Consider the following 25,805-nt stretch of genomic DNA (forward strand, 5'->3'; position numbering starts at 1 on the left):
CCCCTGCCCGGCGGCGCCCGCCGCTGTGCATCCTTCCTTCCCGCGCGGCCAGCCCGCCGCCCGTCCCGCAGGCTGGGGGCTTCCCGCACGCCGCGTTTCAGACGAACTGGCCCGTGCCCATCGGCGGGGGCTGCACCCCGGCCAGCCCCTGGAGCGCCGTGAGCAGGTCGGGCGGCAGCAGGACGTGCAGCCCGCCCCGGGGCACGGTGTGCTCCATGATCGGGTTCTCGGTGCTTCCGGTGTCGATGGTCTGTTCGAGCATCATCCACTGCCCCTGCTCGCGGACGAGCATGGCCGACCCCGCGCGGATCCTGCCGTCGCCGCCGCCCTGGGCGATGGTCTGGTAGTCGTTGCCCTGGGTGTAGACCGTTTCCGTGAACGCGTAGCCCGCCACGGTCTGGAGGTTTTCCATGACCATGAGCGCCAGGCCGCTACGCAGGTACTGCTGCGGGTCCTGGCCCTTGAGGTCCGTGACCTCCTGGTGCGGGTGCTGGTCGAGATAGGCGTCCACCAGGGGGGTCAGGGTCTGGTCCGGGTGCTGGGCGCGGATGGCGTCGGCCACGGTCATGAACGGGGCCAGGCGGGTGAGCAGCGGCTGGCCGGGCATCTGCTCCTGGACGTGGAACACCGTGTCCTGGCCGTTGATGGCGAGCATGAAGAAGCTGCACCCCGTGAACGGGTCGGTGAGCACGTAGTTTGTCTGCGGGTCGATGACGGCGTGCCCGTCGGTGGCCACGGCCTGGACGTTGTGCAGCGTCACGTCCGGCTGGGCGGGCAGGGGGGTGCCCTGGGGCACGAATTGGACGTTGAGATCGGTGCCTTGCTGGTTGCCCAGGGTGATGAACGCGCCGCCCTGCGCCGTTTGCCCCTGGAGCTGCTGCACCAGGGGGCGCTCGGCCATCAGCTCCAAAAGCTGCTGGGCCGTGGGGTTGGTGATGGTCTGGGGCTGGCCGCCCTGCTGGTTGGGGATGATCGGCGGCGGGCCGCCGACCGATGAGATGCCGTTGCCCATGGCGTCCTCCGGGGTGCGCATGCCCGGGGGCAGGGCGGGATGCCCCGCCCCCGGCAATGCGAAACGTATAGAGGATGCCCTATCCGGGGGCCGGTGTCGAGCCCGCCCGGGCGCTCAGGCGCCCACGGCGTGGATGACGTCCTTCAGGCGCCGGGCGGCTTCGGCCAGGCCCTGCACGCCCTGGGCCGCAGCGGCCATGTCGGCCTCGGCGCCCTGGGCGCTGGAGCGCACGTCCTCCACCACGGCGCTGATGTGCTCGCTGGTGGCCGACTGCTCCTCGGCGGCGGCGGCGATGGTCCGCACCTGGTCCGAGGTGTTCACGGCCAGCTCGACGATCCCGGCCAGGGCCCGGCCCGAGGCTTCGGCCAGCTCGTGGGCCTGGCCCACGGCGGCGGCGGCCTGGTCCATGCCTGCGGCGCTGGTGCGCGCGCCGTCCTGGATGGCCTTGATGGCCGAAGCGACCTCCTGGGTGGCGCCCATGGTCTTCTCGGCCAGCTTGCGCACCTCGTCGGCCACCACGGCGAAGCCCCGGCCCGCGTCGCCCGCGCGCGCGGCCTCGATGGCGGCGTTGAGCGCCAGGAGGTTGGTCTGGTCGGCGATGTCGGTGATCACGTCCATGATCCGCCCGATGCCCTCGGCCTGGGCGCCCAGGCGGGCCATGTCCTGCGTCACGGCCTGGGCGCGGCGGCTGACCTCGGCGATGGCCGCGGCCGCGTCGCGCACCACCCGGGCGCCGTCCTCGGCCTGCTGGCGGGTCTGCTGGGCGCGGCTGGCGGTGTCTGCCGCGCTTCTGGCCACGTCGAGCACGGCGGCGTTCATCTGCTCCATGGACGAGGCGGCGTCCTGGGCGCGGGCGGCCTGCTCGCGGGCGGCGGCGCTGGCTTCGAGCACCTGGGCCGCCAGTTCCCCGGCGCTGCCCGCCACGGCCTGGGAGATGTCCTCCGAGGTGCGCACGGCCTCGGCGATGCGCGCGTTCTGGGCCTCCAGCTCGGCCTCGCGGGCGCGCAGGGCCGTGCGGTCCTGGTAGATGCACAGCGCGCCCATGAGCGCGCCGTCTAGGTCGTACAGCGGCGAGGCGTGGATGTGGATGATGCGCTTGCCGCCCCGGCGGCCCGTGAGTTCCACCTCCTTGGCCGTGGTCACGCGGTGCTCCAGGCTGTCGCGCAGCACGGTGCGCCGTGAGGCGTCGCCATAGAAGAAATGGGCCACGTTCTGGCCGTAGTGGTCCTCGGGTTTGCCGCTCTGCTCCAGGATTTCGATGAGCCCCGCGTTGGTCATCACCAGGCGTTCCTGGGTGTCCACGACCACGAAGGGCGCCTGGATGCCCGCGAGCACCCCGCGCGCGAAGGACAGCTCGCGCTTGAGCCGGGCGTACATCTGGGCCAGCCCGGCCTCGGCGCGGCCCAGCTCGCAGGTGCCGCGCTCGTCGAAGGCACAGTCGTAGCGGCCCTGGGCCACGCGCCCGGCGGCGGCCTCCAGGCGCGTGGCGCAGCCGCGCACGCGCAGCACGAGCAGCCCCAGGGGCACGGCCCCCAGGGCCAGAAGCCCCAGCCCGGCGCCCCAGGCCGCCAGGGGCGAGGACAGCAGCGCCGCGGCCCCCACAGCCAGCAGCGCACAGCCGCCCTGGGTCGCGGCCAGGGCGGCGGTGGAAAAGGATCTCATGGCAACCTCCGCAAAAAGATGGCTCCGCAGGCATTCCCACCCATGCTACGCCGCGCGGGCCAAACGGCGCAAGGAGGACGCCAGCAAAATGCACACCAATTCCCTACAAATCGGGAAGTGTTTGGATTGTTGCGGATTCGTGGCGAAGGCCGGGAGCGGATGGGGCCGGGCGGCGCGGTGGGCGTCCGGGAAACCGGACGGACGGGGGGTGTGTCCGGAAATGCGGACGCGCAGGGCGGGGGGGGCGGCTCGGGCCGCAAGGGCAGACCTCAAGCCGGGGGCCGGGGGCAGACTGGGAGCCCGGGCCCCAAGGGCAGGTCGCAACCGGGCCGCAGCCGCAGGAGCAGGCCGCAGGCCCAGCCCGCGGAGCCAGGCCGCGCGGTCAGGGCCGCAGGGTCAGCACGGCCTGGCCCGGGGCGACGGTCAGGGCGTGGCGCGGCCCGCTGCGGGGCAGGTCGAGGACCACGCGCACGAAGGCGTCCTCGGGGTGCCAGCCCACGCGGATGCCCGAGGCCAGGGGGCTGTCCACGGCCTGGGCCTTGGGCAGGGCCGCCGGGGGCCGGGCGGCGTCCAGCACGTCGAGAACCACGCGCGGCGGCCCGTCCAGGGTGAACACGCGACAGCGCGGGGCCAGGGGGCCGGGCACGGCCACGCGCACCACCAGGGCCTCGCCCTCGGCGGCCCAGCGCACGGCGGTGACCGTGGCAGGCGCGGGCCGGGTTGCGTCCGCAGGCGGCTGCGGGGCGGGCACGGGCGTGTCCGGGATCGTCGGGGCCGCCTGGGCCGCCGGGGCGGGCGGGGCGGGCGCGGGAGACGCCTGTGCGGGGGCGTTCGGCTCCTTGGGCGCGGGCTCCGGAGCGGCGGGCGCGGCGGCCACCTTGTAGCGGATCTCATGCACGGCGTAGCCGCCTTCGGCCAGCAGGGCGTTGACGTGGCCGAGCTTGAGGCGCGCCTGGGCCAGGCGGCGGTCCAGGTATTCGTGGCTGGCGCCGGGGGTGCCCTGGGGCGCGGCGGGCAGCTCGGCGCGGTGCTCTTCCAGGCTCCTGATCTCGTCGGTCAGGGCCTGGCGCTCGCGCAGCAGCTGCGGCCCGCTCATGGCCTCGGTCCGGGCGCGGTATTCCTGGCCGGGGTCGCTGGTGACGCAGGCCGAGGCCAGCAGGGCGGCGGCCAGCAGGCCCGTGAGCAGGGCGAGGGCGGGGCGGAGCGATGGGGCCGGGCTGCGCATGGGGCGTCCTTGGGGGTCAGATGGTCTGTTCGGTGGCGTTGGCGGGCGCGGGGGCCGGGTCGCTTTCGCCGGGAGCCGTGCCCGTGTCCTTGTCCGGAGCCGGGGCGGGAGCCTGCTCCGGCTGCCCGTGGGGCGCGGCCTGCTGGTCCGGGCCCGGGGCGGCTTCGGGGGCGGGCCCGGGCATGGCCTGGGGCGCGGTTCCGGGCGCCGGGTCCGCGCCGGTGGCGTTGGCCGCAGCGCCCGGGGCCAGGGCGGCCCCGGCGTCGGCCCCGGCGTCCGGAGCCTGGGGCTGCGGCGCCGCAGGGCCGCCCTGCACGGCCAGCACGTAGGGCTGGTCCACGATCCACTGCTCGTGGATCACGTTCAGCGTGGCCGGGCGGTCCGTCCACTGGTCCCAGTAGCGGCGCTGCATCCCGAGCACGACCTTGGGCTCGGCGGCCAGCAGCGCGGCAATGCGCTCCAGGTCCTGGGTCTCCAGCACGTCGTGGCCGCTGTAGTAGGTGTAGACCCCCGAGTAGATCTTGTAGGCCGCCGGAACGTAGCCCTGGTCGGCGTAATCGCCCATGACCTGGGCCTGGGCCCTGGGGCTCATCACCGGGTCCAGGGAGGGCAGGGTCAGCATGGCCAGGGGCTGGACCCAGGCCGTGACCACCAGGGCCGCCAGCAGCAGCCCGGAGGCGGGCCCCAGGGCGCGCGCCGCCCACCACAGGAGCCCTGCGGCCAGGGCCGAGGCCAGGGCCATCCACCACAGCCCGGCCACGGCGAAGTCGGGCCAGGGGTGCAGCATGTTGCCGAAGGGCAGGGCCATGGCCACCACGGCGAACAGGCCGCAGAGCACGAGCCACAGGCGCCGGGTGCGCCGCGCGTCCAGCCCCAGCACGGCCCGGGCCGAGAGCACGGCCAGGGCCGGGAACAGCGGCAGCAGGTAGACGATGATCTTGGTGGACAGGGCCGAGAGCAGCACGAAGCCGGTGAGCACCATGCTCCACAGGTAGGCCTGGCCCTTGCGCTCCTCGTCGCGCCGGGCCTGCCACAGGCCGCGCCAGAAGCCCGCGCGGGCCACGGGGCCCAGGGGCAGGGCCGCCAGCAGCAGCGTCCAGGGCAGCCAGGCGGCGGGCAGGGTGGCCAGGTAGTGCCAGAAGGGCTGCCCGTGGTGCGAGGCGTTCACCGCGCGGCGGTAGATCTGCTTGTAGAAGATGTTTTCCACCAGCTCACGCTCGCCGCCGAGCCACGCCGCCAGCACCCAGGCCCCCAGCAGCCCCAGGCAGACGCCCAGGCCCACGGCCACGTCGCGCCGGAAGAAGCGGCGCAGGTTGCCCGTCCAGGCCAGGTAGGCCACGCTGGCCAGCAGGGGGAAGGCCAGCCCCAGGGGGCCCTTGGTCAGGGTGGCCACCCCGGCCAGGGCGAAGCCCGCCACGGCCCAGCCCATGGCCCGCTCGCGGCCCCAGGCCCGGAACAGGCAGATGTGGGCGGCGGTGATCAGCGTGGCGAAGAGCAGGTCCATGCGCGAGTAGTGCGCCAGTCCGACGACGTAGAAGCACGACACCAGCACCAGCCCCGCGCCCAGGGAGACCTCGCGCCCGGCGCGGGCCACCAGGCGCGACAGGGCCATGGTCGCCGTGAGCAGCAGCAGGGCCGAGAGGGCGGCCCCGGCCATGAACAGCGCGGGCGTGGCCGCCTTGAACACCGGCAGCAGCCCGGCCAGGAACCAGAAGTATACCGGCGGCTTGTCGGGGTAGGGCACGCCGTTCAGGTACATCACCAGCCATTTGCCGCCGTGGACCACGTTCTCGAACACGTTGGCGTAGCGGATTTCGTCGGAGAACCACAGCGCGCGCGAGTCCAGGACCGGGACGGTCTGCGCGGCGAGCAGGGCGGCGGGCAGGAGCAGGGGCGCCCAGGCCAGCAGCCGGTAGAGGCGCGTGAGGAGCTTATCCATGGCCGGGGGGTCCCTCCTTGGAGGTGCCGAAGGTGTAGGCCGCGAAACCGGAAACGGCGCCGAACATCCAGCCGAAGAACACGTCGCTGGGGTAGTGCTGGAACAGGTAGACCCGCGAGAAGCCCATGAGCGCGACGTACAGCCCCAGGGCCAGGGCCCAGCGCGCGCGCCCCAGCCACAGGGCCAGGGCCAGGCAGGAGCCGGTGATCTCCGCCGTGTGCCCCGAGGGCAGCGAGTGGAAGTAGGAGTCTAGGGTCATGGGCCGGTGCAGGGCGGTGAAAGCCTCGGGCCGCGGGCGGCCCAGGGCCATCTTGGTCAGATGCAGCAGGACCAGGCAGACGAGCACCTGGGCCACGACGTAGGCGATGACGAAGCGCCGGGAGCGGCGGTCCCGGTCGCGCAGGGCAAGCCCCAGGATGACCAGGAAGGGCAGGTACATGGCCTGGTTGCCCCAGTCGGTGAACAGGCGCACGGCCTTTTGCAGCACCAGGTGGGTGTTCTTGTGCTCCCGGAAGGCGAGCATGGCCTGGTCCTCGGAGCCGAAGATGCCCAGGACCAGGGCCAGCAGGCCCAGCAGGGGGAGGGAGACCAGCAGGAAATGCCCGGCCAGGGCGTTCGCGCGCATGGGGGGTCTATAGGATATTGGTATCCCCCTGGCAAGGGCGGCGCCCCGGGCGCTTTTTGCGGGCCGAAAACAGGGGCTGCCTTTGCGGGCCGGATGGGCTATGCTGCCCTTGGCGGGCGCCCGCCGCGCGGGGGCGGGGGAGGCGTGTGCGTCCGGCCAGGGAGGATGGATGGTCACAAGGATTCTTGCCGTGGCCCTGGCAGTTGCTGTTTTCTCCGGCCCGCAGGCCGGGGCCGAGCCCGTGGCCGCGCCCCGGGCCGGGCAGAGCGAGGTGCACAGGCCGCAGGGCGAGGAGCGCAAGCCGCAGAACGAGGTGCGCAAACGACGGGACGAGATGCGCAAGCAGAAGGGTGCCTCCGCCAAGGCTGACCGGGGTGTGGAGTGCATGACCAGGGCCCGCCCCGGGGCCCCCGCGCCGGTGACGGCCACGGTCTCGGCCTACAGTGCCGAGGAGACGGGCGGCGCGCGCACGGCCACGGGCCGCAAGCCGCGCCGGGGCATCGTGGCCGTCTCGCCCGACCTCTACGAGGCCGGATGGACCTTCGGGCGCGAGATCTGCGTGTCCGGCCACGGGGTCTTCGTCATCGGCGACCTCATGGGCGCGAAGAAGGCGAAGGCCGTGGACATCTTTATGGACACGCGCGCCAAGGCCGTGCGCTTCGGGCGGCGCCATCTCCAGATCCGCCTGCTGCCCGTGGCCGGCGAGGCGGCTCCTGCCGCGTCTCCCGCGCCTCCCGCCCCCGCCGCCCCCGCAGCTCCGGCCGCCCCTGGCGCCCTCGCCCCTGCCGCCCCCGAGGCCGCCGCCGTTCCCTAGCGGGTCGTCGAAGAGCGCCACCTCCCTGGCTGCGCAACACTGGTGCGCCGCCAGGCGCGAAAAAATCCAAGCCCGCGCGTGACAAGACAGACGCGCGGGCTTGGATTTTTTGAGCAATGCCGTGGTTTGCTTGTGGGGGCGGCCTGCCGGCGGGCTGCCGCAGGGGGTGCGCCCGGCGGCGCGCCAGGGGCCTGGGCCCGGCGCGCGGCGCGGCGGATGCGCGGGCCGTCCGGCGTCCCCCTTGCCGGGGCGGGCCGCCAGCTAGCGGCGGGGCGCTCCCCGCCCCAGGGCCTCGGCCATGCGCCGGTCGTGCTCGCGGATCTTGAGCTGGTGCCCGACCAGCACCCCCAGGCAGACCCCCAGCAGATTCACGCCGATGTCGCCCAGCGACGGCGCGCGCCCGGGCACCAGGGCCTGGGCCACCTCCAGCACCGCACCGTAGAGGATCATGCCCCAGGCCCAGGTGAAGGCCGGGCCGCGTTGCAAAAAGGCCCGCAGGGCCAGGGCCGCCAGCCAGGCGTAGGCCAGGCCCTGGGCCGCCAGGTCCGCCCCGGGCAGGAGCCGGGCCCCGGCCACGGCCTTGGGCCAGGGCAGCAGGGTGGCGGCGGCCACAAAGGCCAGGGAGGCGATCCACAGGGCCAGCAGGGCAGGTCGGACGGTGCGCATGAGCGGGTGGTACTCCTTCCGGCCCCCGGGTGCAAGGCCGGGCCCGGGCGGCGGCCATGGCCGCAAAACGCACCGGCCCGGGGCGCCACCTCGCCCCGGGCCGTGAAGGAAGGAAACCGGGAAAGCGTTTCGGGCCGTCAGGCCGCCCGCAGGGGCACGTCCGCGCCCAGGGCGCGGTCGATCTCGCGGACCTTGGCCAGGGCGCGTTCCAGGATGCGCCGCACCTGGGAGAACTCGCCCGGGGCGTGGCCCGTGCTCAGGCGCGCCAGGCCGGCCAGGTCAATGACTTCGTTGTAGAGATAGGGCGTGTACAGCGGATCCTGTTTGAGGAACAGCAGCACCTGCTCCAGGGTCTGGCGGATGTCGGCCTGCCGGGCGCCCGCCTTGGCGTAGAGCTTGCCCAGGCGCTTTTGCACCGCCCGCAGGGACGCGCCCCACTGCCGGGCCCGGGGCTGGAACACCGGCACGGGCCGGGGGCGGGCGGCGCGGTGCAGGGCGGCCTGGAAGCGCTCCAGGGCCCCGGGCTCGGAGTGCAGCAGCCCGCGCGCGGCCACCTCGTCCGGGCCGAGCACTTCGGCCCCGGCCAGGGGCAGGCCCCCGCCGTAGACGTTGTGCACCGGGATGCCCAGGCGGGCGATGTCGGCCTCCATGTCGCGCTGGGCCGTGATGTAGGACATGGTGGAGATGATTTCCTCGCCCGCGAGGTTCTTCAGGCGCATGTGGCGCTCGGGGTCGAAGGCGCGCACGGGCAGCTGGGCGTGGTGCCCGGCGACGTGCGAGCGCTGGCCGGACCACGCGAAATCCTGGCCGACCAGGGTCACCCGCGCCGCGCCGCACCAGGCCAGCAGGCGCAGCAGCGCCACACTGACGTTGCCGCCCGCGTCCAGCACGGGCTCGCGGTCGCGCATCAAAAAGGTCGCCAGCCCGCCCAGGGTCCACATGGGGATGGCCGGGCCCGGGTAGCGCTCCACCACCTCGGGGCGGACCTTGGTGGAATAGATGAACGGGATATTCGCGGCCCAGTCGCGGTCCAGGCGGTCGAAGACCTGGACGATGCCCGGGCTGTAGTCGATGGCCATGCACAGGTCGGGGGTGATGCCCAGGGCCCGGGCGGCGGGCAGGGTTTGCAGCGCGGTGACGGTCAGCGCGCCCTCGGCCAGGGGCGCCAGGCGCGGCCCCAGCTCGGCCAGGGACGGCCCGGCGCCCACCACCAGCCCGGCCACGCCCAGGGCCGCGCCCTGCAGGGGGGCGATGCTGCCCCGGGCGAAGGCCGCGCGGAAGTTGCCGATCTCGTTGCCGACCATCACATCCTGCATCCGGCGCAGGGTGGCCAGCTCGATGCTCACGTTTTCCACTGTCTTCTGGACGAGGCTGGCCGTGCGCGCGTATTCGGGGCCGAGCTGCTGGCTGGGCATGTCGGCGCGGAAATGGATGGCCCCGTGGATGAAGCGCAGGTCCTGGCGGCCTAGGGCCTCCCAGATGCTCTGGGCGTCGGGGGCCACGAATTCCAGGCGGCCCTGCTCGATGAACGGGCGGTAGTCGGTCATGCCCAGGCACAGGGCGAGCATCTCCGGGCGCGGCTCGACCACGGCCACGGCGTGCAGGGCGGGGTGCGTGGTCAGCACGTGGTTCAGCCCGTAGCCCAGGTTGCAGCCGACGATGACCGTGGCCCCGCGCGCCGGGCGCGCGCCGGGCGCCAGCTGCCAGGAGCGGTAGAACATCTGCGGCGGCACCGCGCCGAACAGCGTGCCCCCGCCGCCGGGCAGGGGCAGGTCGCGCAGGCCGAAGGCATTGACGCGCAGTTGCTTTTCCAGGGCGTTCAGGTCAAGATTCCGCCCGCCGAGCCAGGGCGCGGCGGAGTGCCCGCGCCGGGTCATCGCTTCCAGGTTCGGTCGCAGGAATTGCAGCAGTTCCATGCCGTGCTCCGGGCTGTGGTGGTGGCGTGCCGCCCCGCCTCCGAAGCGGGGCCCGCCGTGGAAATGCAAGGACCCTGCCACCCCGGCCCCGGCGTGCGCCGGGGGTGGGCCCCCGGGGTCGCCATGGCTCCATCTGGTTGCAATCCAAGGGAATCGCCATGATCTATTCGAGCGTTCTTGAGCTGTCCGGCAACACCCCGCTGGTGGCGCTGTCGCGCATCGGGGCCGGAAACGGCGTCAGGATTTTGGCCAAGATCGAGTCCGGCAATCCCGGCGGGTCCATCAAGGACCGCGTGGCCCTGGCCATGATCCGCGCCGCCGAGGCCAGCGGCGAGCTGACCCCGGACAAGACCATCATCGAGGCCACCAGCGGCAACACCGGCATCGGCCTGGCCATGGTCTGCGCCGTGCGCGGCTACCGCTTGAAGCTGCTCATGCCCGACACCGCCTCGCAGGAGCGCAGGCGCATCATGCGCGCCTACGGCGCCGAGATCGTGCTCACCGAGGGCCGCCTGGGCACCGACGGGGCCATCGAGGAGGCCTACCGCCTGGCCCGCGAGGAGCCGCAGCGCTACGTGCTCATGGACCAGTTCAACAACCCCGCCAGCATCCAGGCCCACTACGAGGGCACGGGCCGCGAAATCTGGGAGCAGACCGGCGGGGAAGTGACCCATGTCGTGGTCGCCCTGGGCACCTCGGGCACGGCCATGGGCTGCGTCAAGCGCCTCAAGGAGTGCTCGCGCCAGGTGGAGGTGGTGGCCGTGGAGCCCTATCCGCGCCACAAGATCCAGGGCCTGAAGAACATGCAGGAGTCCTACCCGCCGGGCATCTTCAACAAGCATCTCCTGGACCGCATCGTGCGCGTGGAGGACGAGGCGGCCTTCGCCATGTGCCGCAGGCTGGCCCGCGAGGAGGGCATCCTGGCGGGCATGAGCTCCGGCGCGGCCCTGGCCGGGGCCCTCAAGATCGCCGCCGAGCTGGACCAGGGGCTGGTGGTGGTCATCTTCCCCGACGGCGGCGAGCGCTACCTGTCCACGCCGCTGTTCGCCCCGCCCGCCGAGCGCGGGCCGCACCTGCGCTGCGTCGCGGGCGGCGAGGTGCGCCTGGCGCCCCAGGGCCGGCCCATGGGCCTGTACACCGTCGGCCCCAGCCTGGACCGCTGGGACGACCCCGAATTCTGGCGCCGCCTGGTGCTGCTGGACGTGCTGGGCCGCAGCCTGGAGGCCGATGGCGGGCAGGTGCGCCTGGGCGCCGGGCTGGCGGACATGGACGACCGGACCCTGGCCGGGGCCCGCGCCGCCGGGATGCGCCGGGCGGCCTTTGCCGCCGGGGTGCGCACGGCCATGCTGGCCCGCGCGGCGGACCTGGGCCTGGCCGGGCGCGTGGAGCTGCCCCTGGCCGGGGAGTGCGCCGAGGCCTGCACGGCCCTGGCCGAGCGCCTGCTCTCGCGCGGGCTGGCCTACGAGAAGCTGCGCAGCGTCTACTTCGACGTGCTGCGCGACCCGGACTACGGGCGCATGGGTCAGATGGACATGGACCACCTCTCCCTGGGCAAGACCGTGGACCTGGCCGACTACGTCAAGGCCAACCCCCAGGACTTCACCCTGCTCAAGCGCGCCACCCTGCAGGACATCAAGGAAGGCGAGTTCTGGCCCACGCGCTGGGGCAACGTGCGCCCGAGCTGGTTCATGCAGATGGCTGTGGCCGCCCTGGCCGCAGGGCCGGGCCCGGCGGTGTTCTGGGGCGGCGAGGCGCACCGCTTCCCGCACCTGGAAAACCTGCGGGCCATCTGGGCCAGCGGGGCCGACTGCGCGCCGCTGGCCTGGGTCGTGTCCCAGCCCGTGGGCGGGCCCGAGGGCGGGGCCGAGGGCGGCATCGGCGCGGCCAGCCTGGGCGCGCTGCTGGAGCGGGGCACCCCGGCGGCGGCCCTGCGCCTGTGGCTGTTGTCGGCCAGCTACCACAAGCCCCTGGATTTTTCGCGCGCCACCCTGGACATGTGGGCCCGCAACCAGCGCACGGTGCAGGACCTGGCCGCGTTGCTGGCCGCCCTGCCCGGGGACGCGCCGGGCGAGCCAGGCCCGGCAGTGGCCCAGCTGCTGGTGGAGGTCAAGGGCGCCCTGCGCGAGGCCCTGGACCAGGATCTGGCCCTGTACGCCTTCTGGCCGGTGCTGCTGCGCTTCTGCCGCGAGGTCAAGAAGCTTGCGGCCGCCGGGCGGCTGGCCCCCGCCGAGGCCGCAGCCTGCCGCGCGCGCCTGGACGAACTGGACGCCCGGCTGGGCATCCTCGACCGCGCGGCCCTGCCCCTGGCCCCGCAGCAGTGGCCTGCCGAGGCGGCGGACATGGTCGCCCGGCGCGAGGCCGCGCGGGCCGCGCGCGACTACGCCGGGGCCGACGCCCTGCGCGACGGGCTGGCGGCCCTGGGCTACACGGTGGAGGACGCCCCGGGCGGGCCGAGGCTCTACGCCGCGCCCCGGGCCCGGGGCTGAGGCGCCTCACCGGGGGGCATTGGGGTTCTTGCCCCGCGCCGCGTGCCGTGGGCGCCGCGCGGGGTTTGCCTTGCACGGGCAAGGCGCGTATGGGAAGGATGCGTCACCGCACCGCTGCCGGGGGTTCCATGGTCAAGGACGGATCGCGCGACATCATCAGGGCCCACGCCCTGTCCGATGCCCTGAGGGAGCTGGAGGAGGCCTGCCTTGCCGGAGACCTGGGGCCGGAGGAATTCCTGCACCGGGCCGACGGGGAGCTGACGCGCCTGCGCGAGCTGTTGGCCCAGGCCCCCGCGCCGGGGGCGTCCGGCTCCGGGGAGCGGGTCTGCCGGGCCCAGGCCCGGGAGCTGGACAGCTTCAGGAAGCAGCTGGCCGCCGAACTGGCGGTCATCCGCACCGCCTATGCCGAGGCCCAGCCCCTGCCGCCGCTGGGCGCCGACCCCCTGGCCCCCGGGCCGGACGTGCCGGGCGACGGCTTCGGGTCCGCCGCCGGGCGGCCCACGCGGGGCGCGGCTTCCGGCGGATTGGCGCCGGGCCTGGAGCTGGAAGACGACGACCGCCTGGGCCCCGCTGGGCCCGCAGCCGCGCCGGGGGCCGGGCCTGCCTTCGGCCCTGCCCTGGATTTTTCGCTGGAGCTGGAGCCGGACGCCGCCCCCGGCCCGGCCACGCCGCCCCCGGCCGCGCAACCCGCCCGCAGACTGGACGCCATCCCGGACCTGGGCCTGGAGCTGGAAACCGATCCGGGCGCCCATGCCAAGCCGATCCGCCGGGTCAGCCTGGATGACGACATCCCCGCACCCGCGCCCGCGTCCGCGCCGGGCCGTGCGCCTGAGCCCAGGCCGGAGCCCGGCCTGGGGTTCGGCCTGGAGCCGGACGCCGCCCCCGGGCCCGCGCCGTCACCGGGCGCCGCTGCGGACCGTGGGCCCGGTGCGGGCAGGGTGCCGGATGCGGAGCCGGACGCCTTCCCCGGCCCGGAGTCCCTTGCGGACCGGGAGCCGGAACCCGACCGCGATTTTGCCCCGGAGTTTGCCCCGCCTGCCTTCACCCCCGATTTCGCTCCGGACCTCGCGCCGGAGGCTGGCCCGGACGACGACCAGGACCTCGATCAGGATCTCGGCCCGGCCTTCGGCCTGCCGCCGCTCCCGGCCTGGGCGCCGCCGGAGCATGAGGCCCCTGGGGCCGCCGCGGCCCGGACCCTGGCCCCGGGGCCGCAGCCCGCAAGCCCGGCCTTCGGGTCGTGGGCCGGGGACGATGCGGCCCCCGCGCCCCTGGCGCCCGGCGGGTCCTGCCCGATCCCGGGGCTCAGGGCCGTCCTGGCGGACGACGAACCCGGCGACGACGAGGAGCCCCTGACTCTTGGGGCGCCCGTGGCCGCCGCCCCTGGCCCGGACCCGGACCAGGAGGTCAGCCGCCCGCCCCGGGGCCTGGACCTGCTGTGGGACGCGGACCTGCCGGACGGGCCGGACGGGCCGCAGCCCGGCTCGGTTTCTGGCCCAGCGTTTGGCCCGGACTCCGGCCTGGACGCGGAGGAGGCTTCCGGCCTTGTGCCGCCTTTGGGGCGCCGGGCGGGCGCCCGGCCCGCCGAGCAGGCCCCGGCCCCCGGCGGCACCCTGCCCCAGGGCATCCTGCGCGCCCTGCACCACGCCGGGGCGGAGCCCGGGCCCGCCCCGCAGGGCGGCTCCGGCCTGCTGCGGCCCCGGCCCGCGGGCACGGCGGGGATACCCAGCCTGCGCCGCCCGGCTTCCGAAGGCGCGGCGCCCCCGGCCCCGGGCCGCACGCCCGGCGCGGGCGTGCCCAGCCTGCGCCGTCCGGCCCCTGCGGATGCGGCGCCCCCGGCCCCCAGGCCGTCCGGTGCTCCGGCTCCCGGCCCGGCCAAGGGCCCGGCCACGAGCCCGGCCACAGGCCCGGCCAAGGGCCCGGCCAAAGGCCTGCGCCTGCCGCAGGACGACGCGCCCCCGCCCGCCCGGCGTGCGGCGCCGCTGGTCAAGGCCCCGGTCAAGTCCCGGGTCATCGTCACGGGCTCCGCCACCTGGGAGACCACCGACGACGACATGGCCCTGCAGATGTTCGTGCCCGGCAGCCAGCTGGACATGGCCCGGCCCGCCAGTGCGGCGGAGCAGCTGCTGGGCGCCGTGGGGCGGACCCCCGAGGGTGAGGTGGCCCGCCAACGCCTGGCGCGCATGACCCGCGACGCCCGCCAGCCGCGCAAGAGCCCCGGCGGGGCGGCGGTCATTTCGCTGTTCATGGCCGGGGCGGGGCTGCTCTATACGGGCAGCACCGTGCTGGGCGTGCTTTTGTCCCTGGTGCATGTGGTCTGCGCGGCGGTGGTCTTCCTGACCCAGAGCCCCCTGGCCGTGGGCGGCATGGGCGCCTCCAGCCTGCTGGGGGCCTGGCTGGCCTGGTGCCAGGCCCGGGAGCTCAACGCCCAGGAGCTGGCCCGGCGCGAGGCCGAGAGCCTGGCCCCGGTCATGGGCGCCTCCCGCGAGACCAGCCTCACCGAACGCGACCTGCACCTGTAGCCGGGCGTGTGGCCCAACGCGCGGGGCCCCGGGGGAATCGCTTCCCCCGGGGCCCCCTGGCGTCGGGCTCCTGGCCCGGCGCGCAGCCGCCGGCACCCGGCGCGGCTACTGGCCGTAGGGCCGCTTCTTGGCCCGGGCCACGGCGTACTTGCGCGAGTCGATGCGGTACTTCTTCACCTTGTAGTTGACGATGCGGTAGCTGGCCTTGAGGTCGCGCGCGGCCTGGAGCATATTGCCGCGCGACTTCTTCAGGGCGTCCACCAGCAGCTCCTGCTCGAAGCGGGCCACGGCCTCGCCGAAGGACAGGCTGGTGTCCGTGGCCGAGCTTTCGGCGGTTTGCAGGCTGGGCGGCAGGTGGTAGGTGCGGATGACCTCCTCGTCGCAGACCAGCACCGCGCGCTCCATGCAGTTGCCCAGCTCGCGGACGTTGCCGGGCCAGTGGTACTGGGCCAGCAGGTCGATGGCCGGGGTGGAGATGCGCTTGACGCTCTTGCCGTACTCCCCGGCGAAGTGGTCCATGAAATGCTCGGCCAGGGGCAGGATGTCCTGCCTGCGCTCGCGCAGCGGGGGGATGAAGATGGGAAACACGTTGATGCGGTAGAAGAGGTCTTCGCGGAAGGTGCCGTCCTCGAGCATCTTTTCCAGGGAGCGGTTGGTGGCGCAGATCAGCCGCACGTCCACGTTGATGACCTGCTCGCTGCCCAGGCGCTGGATCTCGCGCTCCTGCACGGCGCGCAGCACCTTGGCCTGGGCGTCCAGGGACAGCTCGCCGATTTCGTCCAGGAACAGCGTGCCCCCGTGGGCCAGCTCGAACATGCCCTTCTTGTTGGCCACCGCGCCGGTGAAGGCGCCCTTCTGGTGGCCGAAGAGTTCGGATTCCACGAGGTCGGCGGGCAGGGCCGCGCAGTTGAGCTTGATGAGCGGCTTGCCCGTGCGCGGGCTCACGCTGTGGATGGCCTCGGCCAGCAGCTCCTTGCCGGTGCCGGACTCGCCGCGCAAGAGCACCGTGGCCCGGCTGGGGCCCACCTGCGACACCTGCTGGAGCACCATGCGCATGGGCTTGGAGGCGGCCACGATGTTCGGGTGGGCGTAGCCGTCGCCACCCCCGCCGGGGGTCATGCCCTGGGCCAGCAGGTGGCGTTGCAGGGCCATTTCCTCCTGGAGGGAGGCGGCCTCCTTGGCGACCATGGCGGCCACCACCTCCAGGAAGTTCAGGTCCGGGAGCAGCTCCTCCTCGGGCCCGGCGGGCAGGTCCACCGACAGGGTGCCCAGGATTTCCTTGCCGCCCTCGGCCTCGTTCATCACCGGCACGCAGATGAAGCCCAGGCGGGCCATCTCCTCCTTGGTGCGCCCGAAGGCCAGGTTGAGGAAGGACTCGTGGTCCTTCATCACGGGCACCACCACGGGCTTGCCCGAGTCCATGACCTTGCCGGTGACGCCCTGGCCCGGGGTGTAGGACACCTGGGCGTACTTCTGGGAGCCGTGGGTCACCGACAGGCGCAGGGAGTTGGTCTCGGGGTCGAAGATGGTCAGCAGTGCCCGCTTGTACCCATGGTTTTCGCACAGGGTGCGCAGCAGGGCCTTGAGGCCCGTCTGCATGGCGCCCCTGGGGGCCATTTCCCTGGTCACCTGCTTCAAGGTGGCGAAATAGCCGACCAGGGCGTCGGTGGGGATGGTACGCGTCATGATCTGGGCTCCCGCTGTCCCGCTTATGCCGGGCGGACTTCCGCCACGCCGTATTCCACGGCCTTGAGGTTCATGTCCACGAGCTTGGGCTTCAGGGCCTTGCGCACGCTGGCCGCGAGGTCGGCGGGAGTCATGGGCACGGCCCCGGTGGCGCACAGCGCGCCGAGCAGGGCCAGGTTGCCGCATTGCAGGGCCCCGGCCCGCATACCCAGGGTCTGGCAGGGCAAAAACACGCTGCGCCCGGCGCAGGCCTGCACCCGGGCGCGGATCTCGTCCAGCCCGGGGGCGGTCTCGCGGCCCATGGTCACGCCGATGGCCGGGATGGACTCGGAGTTGCTGATCACCACCCCGCCCGGGGCGAGGTAGGGCAGGGCGCGCAGGGTTTCCAGGGGCTCGAAGCCGAGCAGGATGTCGGCCTCGCCCTTGGCGATGCGCGGGCTCTTGAACCCGCCGATGAGCAGGGTGGATTCCACCACGCCGCCGCGCTGGGCCATGCCGTGGACCTCTCCGGCGGTGACGGCCAGGCCCTTGTCCATGGCCGCCCGGGCCAGCATGATGGTCGCGGTGAGCGTTCCCTGGCCGCCGACGCCGGTAAGGAAGATGCGGACCTTGGGCATTACTCGCTCCTCTTGCGGGCCTTGATGTCCTTGCAGATCTGCAGGCAGAACATGCAACCCGTGCACTGGTGTTCGTTGATGCGCACCTGTCCGGCGGCGTCCACGGCGAAAGCCGGGCAGGCCAGGGTCGCCAGGCACTGGCGCACGGCCTCGCCCTGGCGGGCCACGGTGGCCACCATGGGCATGGTCTTTTTCATGGTGCGCTTGGCGAAGAGCACGCAGGGCTCCTCGGCGATGAGCACGCGCACGCCGGACTGGCCCTTCATCTCCTCGATGGCCGCTGCCGTGGCCTTGTAGTTGTAGGGCGTGACCTTCTTGACGTTGCACACGCCGCAGCCGCGCACGATGGTTTCGATGTCCACCTGGCAGGGGTTCTCGCCGTGGATGGTCAGCGAAACGCCGGGGTGCGGCTGGTGGCCGGTCATGGCCGTGGTGCGGTTGTCCAGCACCACCAGCAGGATGTCGTGGCGGTTGAACACGGCGTTGACCAGCCCGGTGATGCCCGAGTGGAAGAAGGTCGAATCGCCGATGAAGGCGACCACGGGCTTGGTCTGTGCCTTGGCGAAGCCCGACCCGGAGGAGACGGACGAGCCCATGCACAGCAGGAAATCCGCCGCCGACAGGGGCGGCAGGATGCCCAGGGTGTAGCAGCCGATGTCCGAGGAGTAGACGGCCTCGTCGCCGTAGGCCTGGCGCACGGCGTAGTACAGGGCGCGGTGCGAGCAGCCCGCGCACAGGTTCGGCGGGCGCATGGGCAGCGGCCCGGGGGCCTCGCAGGTCTTCGCCGCCGGGGGCCGCTTGCCCAGCACGCGGAACATGGCCGCGCGGACCTCGGCGGTGGAGTATTCGCCAAGGCGGGTCAGGTCGGGGCCCTTGCCGTGCACGGCCAGGGTCAGGTCCTTGTCGTGGGCCAGGGCGCGCACGGCCTGCTCCACCAGCGGCTCGCCCTCTTCGATGACCAGGACCTTGGTCAGGCCCTTGAGGAAGCGGGCGATCTTCTTTTCGGGCAGGGGGTAGGTCATGCCCAGGGCCAGCACCTTGAACTTGCCCTTGAAGGGCGCCTCGGCCAGCACGTCGGACACATAGGCCCGGGCCATGCCCGAGACGATGATGCCGACCTCGCCGCGCCCGCGCACGGTGTTCCAGGGCGACTTCTCGACCTCCAGGGCGATCTCGTCCATGGCCTTGAGCAGCGCGGCGTGGCGCACGCGGGCCACCGCCGGGATGGGCACGAAGCGCAGGGGATTCTTCTTGAACTCGGGGCCGTGCTGGGCGCCGGGCCGGTCGCCGAAGGCCACCGGGCCGCGCACGTGGGACACGCGGGTGGTGGTGCGCAGCATCACCGGCTGGCCGAAGCGCCGCGACAGCGCGAAGGCGTCGCGGGTCATGTCCTTGGCCTCCTGCGTGGTGCAGGGCTCGAACACGGGCAGCCCGCCCAGGCGGGCGTAGTAGCGGTTGTCCTGCTCGTTCTGGCTGGAGTGGCAGCCGGGGTCGTCCGCCGAGAGCAGCACCAGCCCGCCGGGGGTGCCGACATAGGTCATGGTCATCAGCGGGTCGGCCGCGACGTTGACGCCCACGTGCTTCATGGTCACCAGGGTCGGGGCCCCGGCCAGGGCGGCGCCGCCGCCCACTTCCAGGGCCACCTTCTCGTTGGTGGAATACTCGAAGTGGAAGTCGCCGTCGGGCGCGATGCGGAAGAACGTGTCGGGCACCTCGGAGGAGGGGGTGCCGGGGTAGCAGGAGACGAAGGCCACACCGGCCTCCAGGGCGCCGCGCACGATGGCTTCGTTGCCCAGGAGCAGGTGTGTTTCGCCGCCCTTATGGTCCAGCAGCGGATGGGCCATGATGTGTTTCTCCAGTCTTGCCGTGGTTGCGGGTGCTAGGAAGCGGGCTGCGCGGCCCGCAGGTCCTTGATCTTCGCGGTGATGAAGGCGGAGCTGCCGCCCTGGTTCTCGGCGAGCAGGGCCTCCCAGGCGGCGATGGCCGCGTTCGTGTCGCCCGCCTGTTCGGCCTCGTAGGCCAGGCGTTCGAGCAGCAGCATCTGGTAGGCCTTGGGCAGGCTCTGGCGCATCCCTTCCAGGACGGCCTGGGCCTCGGCGTGCTTGCCCGCGCGCGACAGCTCGGCGGCCTGGCCGAAGCCGGGCACGGCGCCCAGGTGGGCGGCGTCCATGGCGGCCCAGGCGGCGGCGGCCTCCTCGTGGCGCCCGGCGGCGGACAGGCTGGCGGCCAGCTCGAGTTGCGCCGTGGGGCGCAGGGTTTCGGGGGCCTTGGCGGCGAAGGCCGCCAGGGCCTCGGCGCGCGCCGCGGGGTCGGCCTCGGCCAGCAGGGCGGTCAGCTCGGCGCGCCGGTCGGCCAGGCGCGACTGCGACACGGCCTTGTAGGCGGCCAGCGAGCCGACGAGCAGCAGCAGGGCGGCGACGACGCCGACGATGAGCTTGATGTTCGCGACGATCCACTGCAGGGCGGGGTGCAGGGATTCCTCCACCCCGGCGCCCAGGGCGTCCAGCGGGGATTGCGGTTGGGCGGCGGTTTTCTCGGTCATTGCCAGGGCGACCTCCATGGTGGCGAGTTGACTTCGGGCGGAGTTTCCGCAACAAAAAACGGACCCCCGCAGGGGCTCCCTTCATGTACCCATACTTTACAGAAATGTCAAAAGAACTTTTGCCCCGGGAAAGGCTGGCGGCAGGGTCTTCATTTCTGTAAAAGACCGTCTTGTCATGCACGAGAAACGCGCCGCGCACAACCCCCCAGCGCGGCAGGAGGACGCATGGATTTCCACAAGGAGATGACCGCCCTGGGCCAGCGGGCCAAGGCCGCCGCGCGCGTCATGGCCGGGGCCGACACCCGGGCCAAGGACGCGGCCCTGCTGGCCCTGGCCGGGCTGCTGGAGGCCGAGGGCGCGACCATCGCCGCCGCCAACGCCCGCGACCTGGAGGCCGCCCAGGCCGCCGGGATGGACGCCCCGCGCCTGGACCGTCTGCGCCTGACGGACAAGGTCGTGGCCGCCATGGCCCAGGCCTGCCGCGAGATCGCCGCCCAGAACGACCCCGTGGGCGGCATCGACTCCATGTGGCGCCGCCCCAACGGGCTGCTGGTGGGCCGCATGCGCATCCCCCTGGGCGTCATCGCCATGATCTACGAGTCGCGGCCCAACGTCACCGTGGACTCGGGCGTGCTCTGCCTCAAGGCGGGCAACGCGGTCATCCTGCGCGGAGGCAGCGAGGCTTTTCACTCCAACCAGTGCCTGGCCGGGCTCATCCACCGCGCCCTGGCCGGGGCGGGCCTGCCCGCAGACGCCGTGCAGCTCGTGCCGACCACCGACCGCGCCGCCGTGTCGGCCATGCTCAAGCTCGACCAGTACATCGACGTGATCATCCCGCGCGGCGGCGAGGGGCTGATCCGCGCCGTGGTGGCCGAGGCGACCATGCCCGTGCTCAAGCACTACAAGGGCGTGTGCCACGCCTATGTGGACGCCGGGGCGGACCTGGAGCAGGCCCTGGAGGTGGTCTTCAACGCCAAGGTCCAGCGCCCGGGCGTGTGCAACGCCCTGGAGGGGCTGCTGGTCCACGCCGCCGAGGCTGCGGCCTTCCTGCCCCTGGTCGGCGCGCGCCTGGGCGGGGCGGGGGTGGAGCTGCGGGCCTGCCCCCGGGCCCTGCCGCTCTTGGGCGCCACGGCCACGCCCGCTGGGCCGGGCGACTTCGGCCAGGAATTCCACGCCCTGATCCTGGCCGTGCGCGTGGTGGACTCCATGGCCCAGGCCCTGGACCACATCGCCGAGTACGGCTCCAACCACACCGAGATCATCCTGACCCGCGACCATGGCCGGGCCATGCGCTTCCTGCGCGAGGCCGACGCCTCCATGGTCGCGGTCAACGCCTCGTCGCGCTTCAACGACGGCGGCGAACTGGGCCTGGGCGCGGAGATCGGCATCAGCACCTCCAAGCTGCACTCCTACGGGCCCATGGGCGCCCTGGAGCTGACCAGCACCAAGTTCGTGGTCTTCGGCGACGGGCAGGTGCGCGGCTAGATGGACGCGGCGGCGCAGGCGGCCCCCGGCGCGGGCGCGGCTTCGGGCCGGGGCGTGGGCATCCTGGGCGGGTGCTTCAACCCCGTGCACAACGGGCACCTGCGCCTGGCCATCGAGGTCCGCGAGCAGCTCGGCCTGGCGCGCGTGGAGCTGATGCCCGCGCACGTGCCGCCGCACAAGCCCGGCGAGGGCATGCTGCCCTTTGCCCTGCGCGCGGCCCTGGCCGAGGCCGCCGTGGCCGGGGTGCCGGGGCTTGCGGTGTCGCGCCTGGAAGCCGCGCGCCCCGGGCCGTCGTACACCGTGGACACCCTGGCCGCCCTGGGCGCGGCGTGGCCCGGGGTGCCGTTGTGGTTCATCCTGGGCGCGGGCGACCTGGCGGGGCTGCCCGGCTGGCACCGCGGCCTGGAGATTCCCGAATTGTGCAACCTGGCCGTGGCCGGGCGCGGCGGGGCCGGGCCCGAGGCCGTGGCCGCCTTCGTGGCCGCCCACTGGCCCGTGGCCGGGCCCGACGGCGCCGGGGGCTGGCGCCTGCCCGGGGGCAACTGCCTGCGCCCCGTGGCCCTGCAACGCCTGGACATCAGCGCCTCGGACGTGCGCGCGCGCTGGCTGGCCGGGCGCTGCCTGGCCGCCCTGGTGCCCCGCGAGGTGGAGCGCGCCCTGGGCGCCGGGGCCGACGCGGTGCGCGCGGCCTGGGCCTGAGCCGCCCGCAGGCCCGGGCCGGATTGAACACCCCGCCTGTTTGTGCCATAGTGGCACGGCAGAATCACCAAGAGCCCGCCCTGCGGGCCGGGACGCAGCCGCCATGTTCGAAACGCCAGCCAAGAAGATCCGCGAGAACCTCGCCCGGGCCAAGGCCGCCCTGCACAAGGGCGAGCTGACGCGCTCCATCGCCTGCGCCATTGAGGCTGCGCGCGACCTGGACGGCGCGCAGATCTTCGGGCGCGAGAAGTTCGAGGTGGAGGTGCATCTGCAGGAGTACCTCAAGGAGTTCAACCGCCACCCGGACGTGAAGAGCCATTTTTCCGCCAAGAACGTCCACGTCACGCCATACGTGAAGTACAAGCGCGGGGGCGAGGCCGAACTGACCCGGGCCCTGGGCGGGCTGCTGGACGAGCTGGAACACAAGGGCCGCACGCAGGAGCAGCACGCCGACGCGCAGCGCGCACGGCGCAAGGAGGACATGCTGGCCGGGGCCCAGGCCTCCCTGGACGCCAGGGAGCTGCCCAAGGCCAAGGCCCTGCTGCGCCGCGTGGCCGAGGAGTTCGGCCGCGAGCCCGGCGTGCTGGCCGACTGCGGGCAGCGCCTGTTGCAGGCCGAATTGTTCTATGAGGCCGGGGAATACCTGGAACAGGCCGTGGCGCTGGACCCGCGCGACAGCCGCGCCCTGGCCGGGGCCGTGCAGGCCTACACCGGCGCCCGCGAGTTCCCCAAGGTCGAGGCGCTTTACAAGCAGGCCCTGCAGACCTTCGGCATGCACCCGCGCACCCTGCTGCACATGGCCCGCATGTACCTGGACTGGCGCAAGAACGACGAGGCCTACGACTGCGCGCGCAAGGCCTTCGAGCTGGACCCGGCTCTGGACGAGGCCCAGGCCATCATGGAGCAGACGGGCAAGCGCATCTTCACCCGCTAAGGCCCGCCTCACCCCCCCCGCGCGCGGCGCGGAAAAGCAACAAGGCCCCGGACTCGTCCGGGGCCTTGTTGCGTCATGCCGTCCGCCGCTTCCCGCGCGCCTTACCGCCCGATCCGGAAGCGCTCGTACAGCAGGTTGAAGAGGACCGCCCCCTGTTCGACGCGTTGCGCGTCCTGCGGGACGGTCAGGGCCAGGGCCTCCAGGGCGGCTTGCAGCCCTGCGGTTTCCGGATGGGCGTAGCGCTCCTCCTTGAGGTCGATGTCGTGGACCATCTCGGCCAGCTTGCGCAGCGCCGGATCGTCGGCGCCCAGGCGTCCGGCGAGCACCTCGAAGGTGCACTTGTCGCCCTCATGGGTGAATTCGCCGCTGAACATGTCGAAGCGGAGTTCGTCCGGCTGGTGGGCATAGCTGGTTTCGTCCACGAACCGCAGCCGCGCGTCGGGGTCGATGAACCGGCGGATGAGCCAGGCCGAGGCGATGCGGTCCACATGCACGCAGCGGCGGGTGACCCAGGTCCGGCCGCGCAGGGTGGCCAGCGCGTCCGGCCGGGCGGGGTCGGCGGGCGGGCCGTCGTGCAGCCGCGCGCGCAATCCGGCGAGCAGGCCCTCGATGGTTTCGCGGCTGGGGGCGCCAAAATAGTCCAGCGCCAGGGCGGCGTTGAACTCCTTGGTGAAGGCGTCCAGGGCGGCCTGGAGGCGGTCATGGTCGTGGGGCGGCGGAGCGTCCAGCACGGGGCGCATGGCGGCGGCCAGGCGGGCGTATTCCCGCTCGCTGGCCGCGACGAACAGCGCACGCACCTGGGCGTCGTCCAGCCCGGCGACGAACGCCGCGTGGCAGACGAACGCCCGCCCGCCGCTGTCCTCGATCTCCCTGGCCAGCCAGGCCAGGTCTTCCTGCCGGGAGTCGCCCCCGGGCAGGGCGTAGACGGCGTTCTTGATGGCGACGGCCCCCAGGGCGGCCAGCCTGCGGCCCGCCTTGGCTCGCAGGTAGCCGGGCTTGGGCGGGATGTGGTGCACGAAGAGCAGCCAGGAAAGTTTTGCGGCCATGGTTCCTCCCGGTTTTGTTTCAGTTGACAGTTTAACGATCTTCTGTTGTATGTCAATTGACATACAAACGGGCAGCCTTATTCTTGTCCAGGACACCCGCCCAACGCAAGGAGGACGACCATGAAGGACGCCGCAATCACCGCCGCCCGGCTGCTGGCCGGGAGCATGCGCACCGCGCCCAAGGCCGGGGGCAAGGATTTTCTGGAAATCGTCGTCGTGGAGGATGACGCCACCCTGGCCAGGATTGCCGGGGCCATGCGCGAGTACGCCCCCCGGAGCACCAACGAGGCCTTCTGGCTGCGCGACGCGGACAACATCGCCAAAACCCAGGCCCTGGTCCTGGTGGGCCTCGCGGAGCCCAACCTCGCGGGCTACGACTGCGGGGCCTGCGGGTACGCCACCTGCAAGGATATGGCCGGGCAGCGGAAGCTGACGGCCCGGGAGATGGGCTACGGCGGCCCGCACTGCGTGATGCGCATGATCGACATCGGCAGCGCCCTGGCCTCTGCGGCCAAGACGGCGGCGCTGCTCAGCATCGACAGCCGCGTGCAGCAGCGGGTGGGCGCTGCGGCCCGCGCCCTGGGGGTCATCGATGCCGATGTCGTCATGGGCCTGCCCGTGGGCTACTACGGCAAGAGCATCTACCACGACCGCCAGGCCCGGAAATAGCGCCCGGGGGCGGGCGGCCTTGGCCGCCCGCAAAGGAGACAGGCGATGCAGACGACCGCACCCTTCACGCTGCTGTGCTCCGTGGGCTTTCTGGCCCGGTTTTCCTACGCCCTGGCCCGCAACCCCGTGCTGCCGCTGTTCGCCCTGGCCCTGGGCGCAGGGCCGCAGGCCATCGGCCTGGCCGTGGGCATCTCCACGGTCACGGGCATCCTCTTCAAGCTGCCCGCCGGGGCCCTTTCGGACATCGTCGGGCGCAGGCGGACCATGCTCGCCGGGCTGGTGGTCTTCGGGCTTGCCCCCCTGGCCTATTTGTTCGTCACCGACTACGGGCAGCTGGTGGCCGTGCGCTTCCTGCACGGGTTCGCCACGGCCATCTACGGGCCGGTGGCCATGGCCGTGGTGGCCGATGTCGCTGGGGCCCGCAAGGGGGAGCTGCTTTCCTGGTTCTCGTCGGTGGGCATCATCGGCGGGCTGCTGGGGGCGCCTGTGGGCGGGCTGGCGCTGTCGCTGGCGGCCCTGCCCGGGGGCGGCTACGCGCCCTGGGCGTTTCCGGCGGTCTACGGCCTGTGCGCCCTGACGGGCCTGGCCGCGCTGCTTCTGGGCCTGCGCACGCTGTTCGTGGACGAGGTCGCGCAGCAGGGCAGCTTCCGGGAGCGCCTGCGGACGTTTTGGTCCGGCATCCGCGAGGTGATTTCCGACCGGCGGGTGGTGGCGGTCTCCGCCGCCGAGGGCGTGCAGAACATGGCCATGGGCGCGCTGGAAGCCTTCCTGCCCATCTACGCGGTGACCGTGGCCGGATTGTCCGCCTTCCAGGCCGGCCTGCTCTGGGCGGCGCAGATCGTGGTGACCGTCCTGGCCAAGCCGTTGATGGGCAGGCTCTCCGACCGCATTGGCCGCCGGGTGCTTATCGTCGCGGGGCTGCTGTGCTGCGCGTTGCCCTTCGCCGCCATCCCCTGGCTCGCGGGGTTCACGGCGCTCATGGCCGCCTGCCTGGTCTTCGGCCTTGGCGAGGCGCTGGTGACCAGCTCCTCGGCGGCCATGGTCGCCGATCTGTGCAAGGCCCGCCGCTTCGGCACGGCCATGGGCGTGTTCGGAACCATCTTCGACGTGGGGCACGCGGCGGGGCCCATTGTTTCCGGCCTGCTCGTCGCTGCCCTGGGCTACGGGGCCGCCTTTGCCATCATTGCCGCCCTGCTGCTGCTGGCCGTGCCCTGGTTCCTGGCCGCAACGCGCCCGGGCGGGGCCCCGGCGGCATGACAAACC

Annotated in this window: 20 protein-coding genes; 8 read left to right on the forward strand and 12 right to left on the reverse strand. The window is 73.1% G+C overall.

The window, feature by feature from the left end; translation table 11 throughout:
* Window positions 1-97: 97 nt before the first annotated feature.
* The 5 genes from G495_RS0115920 to G495_RS19840 form a co-directional block, all read right to left on the reverse strand.
* A complete protein-coding gene (locus G495_RS0115920; protein WP_156939743.1) occupies window positions 98-1,033 on the reverse strand; it encodes a hypothetical protein in 936 nt (311 codons plus the stop codon).
* Between the two features lie 93 nt (window positions 1,034-1,126).
* Entirely contained in the window at window positions 1,127-2,674 is a 1,548-nt protein-coding gene (locus G495_RS19830) for a methyl-accepting chemotaxis protein (protein WP_051445476.1), read from the reverse strand.
* A 382-nt stretch (window positions 2,675-3,056) separates the two neighbouring features.
* A complete protein-coding gene (locus G495_RS0115930) occupies window positions 3,057-3,899 on the reverse strand; it encodes an AMIN domain-containing protein (protein ID WP_028588566.1) in 843 nt (280 codons plus the stop codon).
* Window positions 3,900-3,915: 16 nt separating this feature from the next.
* On the reverse strand, window positions 3,916-5,838 hold the full coding sequence (locus tag G495_RS19835; RefSeq protein WP_051445477.1) for an ArnT family glycosyltransferase: 1,923 nt from the start codon (window positions 5,836-5,838) through the stop codon (window positions 3,916-3,918).
* Complete coding sequence (locus tag G495_RS19840) at window positions 5,831-6,463, reverse strand: phosphatase PAP2 family protein (protein WP_051445478.1); 633 nt, start codon at window positions 6,461-6,463, stop codon at window positions 5,831-5,833. The genes G495_RS19835 and G495_RS19840 overlap by 8 nt, the downstream gene beginning before the upstream one ends.
* A 169-nt stretch (window positions 6,464-6,632) precedes the next feature.
* On the opposite strand from G495_RS19840, the gene G495_RS21925 reads away from it, so the two are divergent.
* A complete protein-coding gene (locus G495_RS21925) occupies window positions 6,633-7,277 on the forward strand; it encodes a 3D domain-containing protein (RefSeq protein ID WP_156939744.1) in 645 nt (214 codons plus the stop codon).
* A gap of 261 nt (window positions 7,278-7,538) precedes the next feature.
* Here the strand turns inward: G495_RS21925 and G495_RS21930 are convergent, their stop codons facing one another.
* Complete coding sequence (locus G495_RS21930; RefSeq protein WP_051445480.1) at window positions 7,539-7,943, reverse strand: VanZ family protein; 405 nt, start codon at window positions 7,941-7,943, stop codon at window positions 7,539-7,541.
* 137 nt (window positions 7,944-8,080) lie between these two features.
* Complete coding sequence (locus tag G495_RS0115955; RefSeq protein WP_028588567.1) at window positions 8,081-9,859, reverse strand: motility associated factor glycosyltransferase family protein; 1,779 nt, start codon at window positions 9,857-9,859, stop codon at window positions 8,081-8,083.
* Window positions 9,860-10,017: 158 nt separating this feature from the next.
* Between G495_RS0115955 and G495_RS0115960 the strand changes: the two genes are divergently transcribed.
* Window positions 10,018-12,345, forward strand: coding sequence for a cysteine synthase (locus tag G495_RS0115960; protein WP_028588568.1), 2,328 nt, complete (start codon window positions 10,018-10,020; stop codon window positions 12,343-12,345).
* Window positions 12,346-12,443: 98 nt separating this feature from the next.
* Window positions 12,444-14,864 (forward strand): hypothetical protein, encoded by a 2,421-nt coding sequence (locus G495_RS0115965; protein ID WP_169734407.1) that lies wholly within the window; start codon window positions 12,444-12,446, stop codon window positions 14,862-14,864.
* A 105-nt stretch (window positions 14,865-14,969) separates the two neighbouring features.
* Here G495_RS0115965 and G495_RS0115970 read toward each other — a convergent pair whose 3' ends face one another.
* The 4 genes from G495_RS0115970 to G495_RS22920 are packed head-to-tail and all read right to left on the reverse strand — an operon-like array spanning window position 14,970 to window position 19,709.
* The gene (locus G495_RS0115970) at window positions 14,970-16,550 is read right to left on the reverse strand and encodes a sigma-54-dependent Fis family transcriptional regulator (protein ID WP_028588570.1); all 1,581 of its coding nucleotides are present in this window, start codon (window positions 16,548-16,550) and stop codon (window positions 14,970-14,972) included.
* 23 nt (window positions 16,551-16,573) lie between these two features.
* Window positions 16,574-17,167 carry an indolepyruvate oxidoreductase subunit beta gene (locus G495_RS0115975; RefSeq protein WP_028588571.1) on the reverse strand — a complete coding sequence of 198 codons (594 nt, stop codon included), beginning with the start codon at window positions 17,165-17,167 and terminating at the stop codon, window positions 16,574-16,576.
* On the reverse strand, window positions 17,167-19,011 hold the full coding sequence (gene iorA / locus G495_RS0115980) for an indolepyruvate ferredoxin oxidoreductase subunit alpha (RefSeq protein ID WP_028588572.1): 1,845 nt from the start codon (window positions 19,009-19,011) through the stop codon (window positions 17,167-17,169). Before iorA ends, G495_RS0115975 begins: the two co-directional genes overlap by 1 nt.
* Window positions 19,012-19,046: 35 nt before the next feature.
* Window positions 19,047-19,709, reverse strand: a complete 663-nt coding sequence (locus G495_RS22920; protein WP_028588573.1) for a hypothetical protein — start codon at window positions 19,707-19,709, stop codon at window positions 19,047-19,049.
* Window positions 19,710-19,934: 225 nt separating this feature from the next.
* On the opposite strand from G495_RS22920, the gene G495_RS0115990 reads away from it, so the two are divergent.
* The 3 genes from G495_RS0115990 to G495_RS0116000 all read left to right on the forward strand — a co-directional run bounded on the left by G495_RS0115990 (window position 19,935) and on the right by G495_RS0116000 (window position 22,827).
* On the forward strand, window positions 19,935-21,194 hold the full coding sequence (locus G495_RS0115990) for a glutamate-5-semialdehyde dehydrogenase (protein WP_028588574.1): 1,260 nt from the start codon (window positions 19,935-19,937) through the stop codon (window positions 21,192-21,194).
* Window positions 21,195-21,893 (forward strand): nicotinate (nicotinamide) nucleotide adenylyltransferase, encoded by a 699-nt coding sequence (gene nadD, locus G495_RS0115995; protein WP_051445481.1) that lies wholly within the window; start codon window positions 21,195-21,197, stop codon window positions 21,891-21,893.
* 103 nt (window positions 21,894-21,996) lie between these two features.
* Window positions 21,997-22,827 (forward strand): tetratricopeptide repeat protein, encoded by an 831-nt coding sequence (locus G495_RS0116000; RefSeq protein ID WP_028588576.1) that lies wholly within the window; start codon window positions 21,997-21,999, stop codon window positions 22,825-22,827.
* Window positions 22,828-22,928: 101 nt separating this feature from the next.
* Here G495_RS0116000 and G495_RS0116005 read toward each other — a convergent pair whose 3' ends face one another.
* The gene (locus G495_RS0116005) at window positions 22,929-23,873 is read right to left on the reverse strand and encodes a chromate resistance protein ChrB domain-containing protein (protein WP_028588577.1); all 945 of its coding nucleotides are present in this window, start codon (window positions 23,871-23,873) and stop codon (window positions 22,929-22,931) included.
* Between the two features lie 120 nt (window positions 23,874-23,993).
* On the opposite strand from G495_RS0116005, the gene G495_RS0116010 reads away from it, so the two are divergent.
* Together G495_RS0116010 and G495_RS0116015 are read left to right on the forward strand one after the other, a co-directional pair.
* Window positions 23,994-24,542, forward strand: coding sequence for a DUF2148 domain-containing protein (locus G495_RS0116010; RefSeq protein ID WP_028588578.1), 549 nt, complete (start codon window positions 23,994-23,996; stop codon window positions 24,540-24,542).
* A gap of 45 nt (window positions 24,543-24,587) precedes the next feature.
* A complete protein-coding gene (locus G495_RS0116015; protein ID WP_028588579.1) occupies window positions 24,588-25,799 on the forward strand; it encodes an MFS transporter in 1,212 nt (403 codons plus the stop codon).
* Window positions 25,800-25,805 lie beyond the last annotated feature (6 nt).

Source organism: Desulfocurvus vexinensis DSM 17965, assembly GCF_000519125.1.
Taxonomy (GTDB): Bacteria; Desulfobacterota; Desulfovibrionia; order Desulfovibrionales; family Desulfovibrionaceae; genus Desulfocurvus; species Desulfocurvus vexinensis.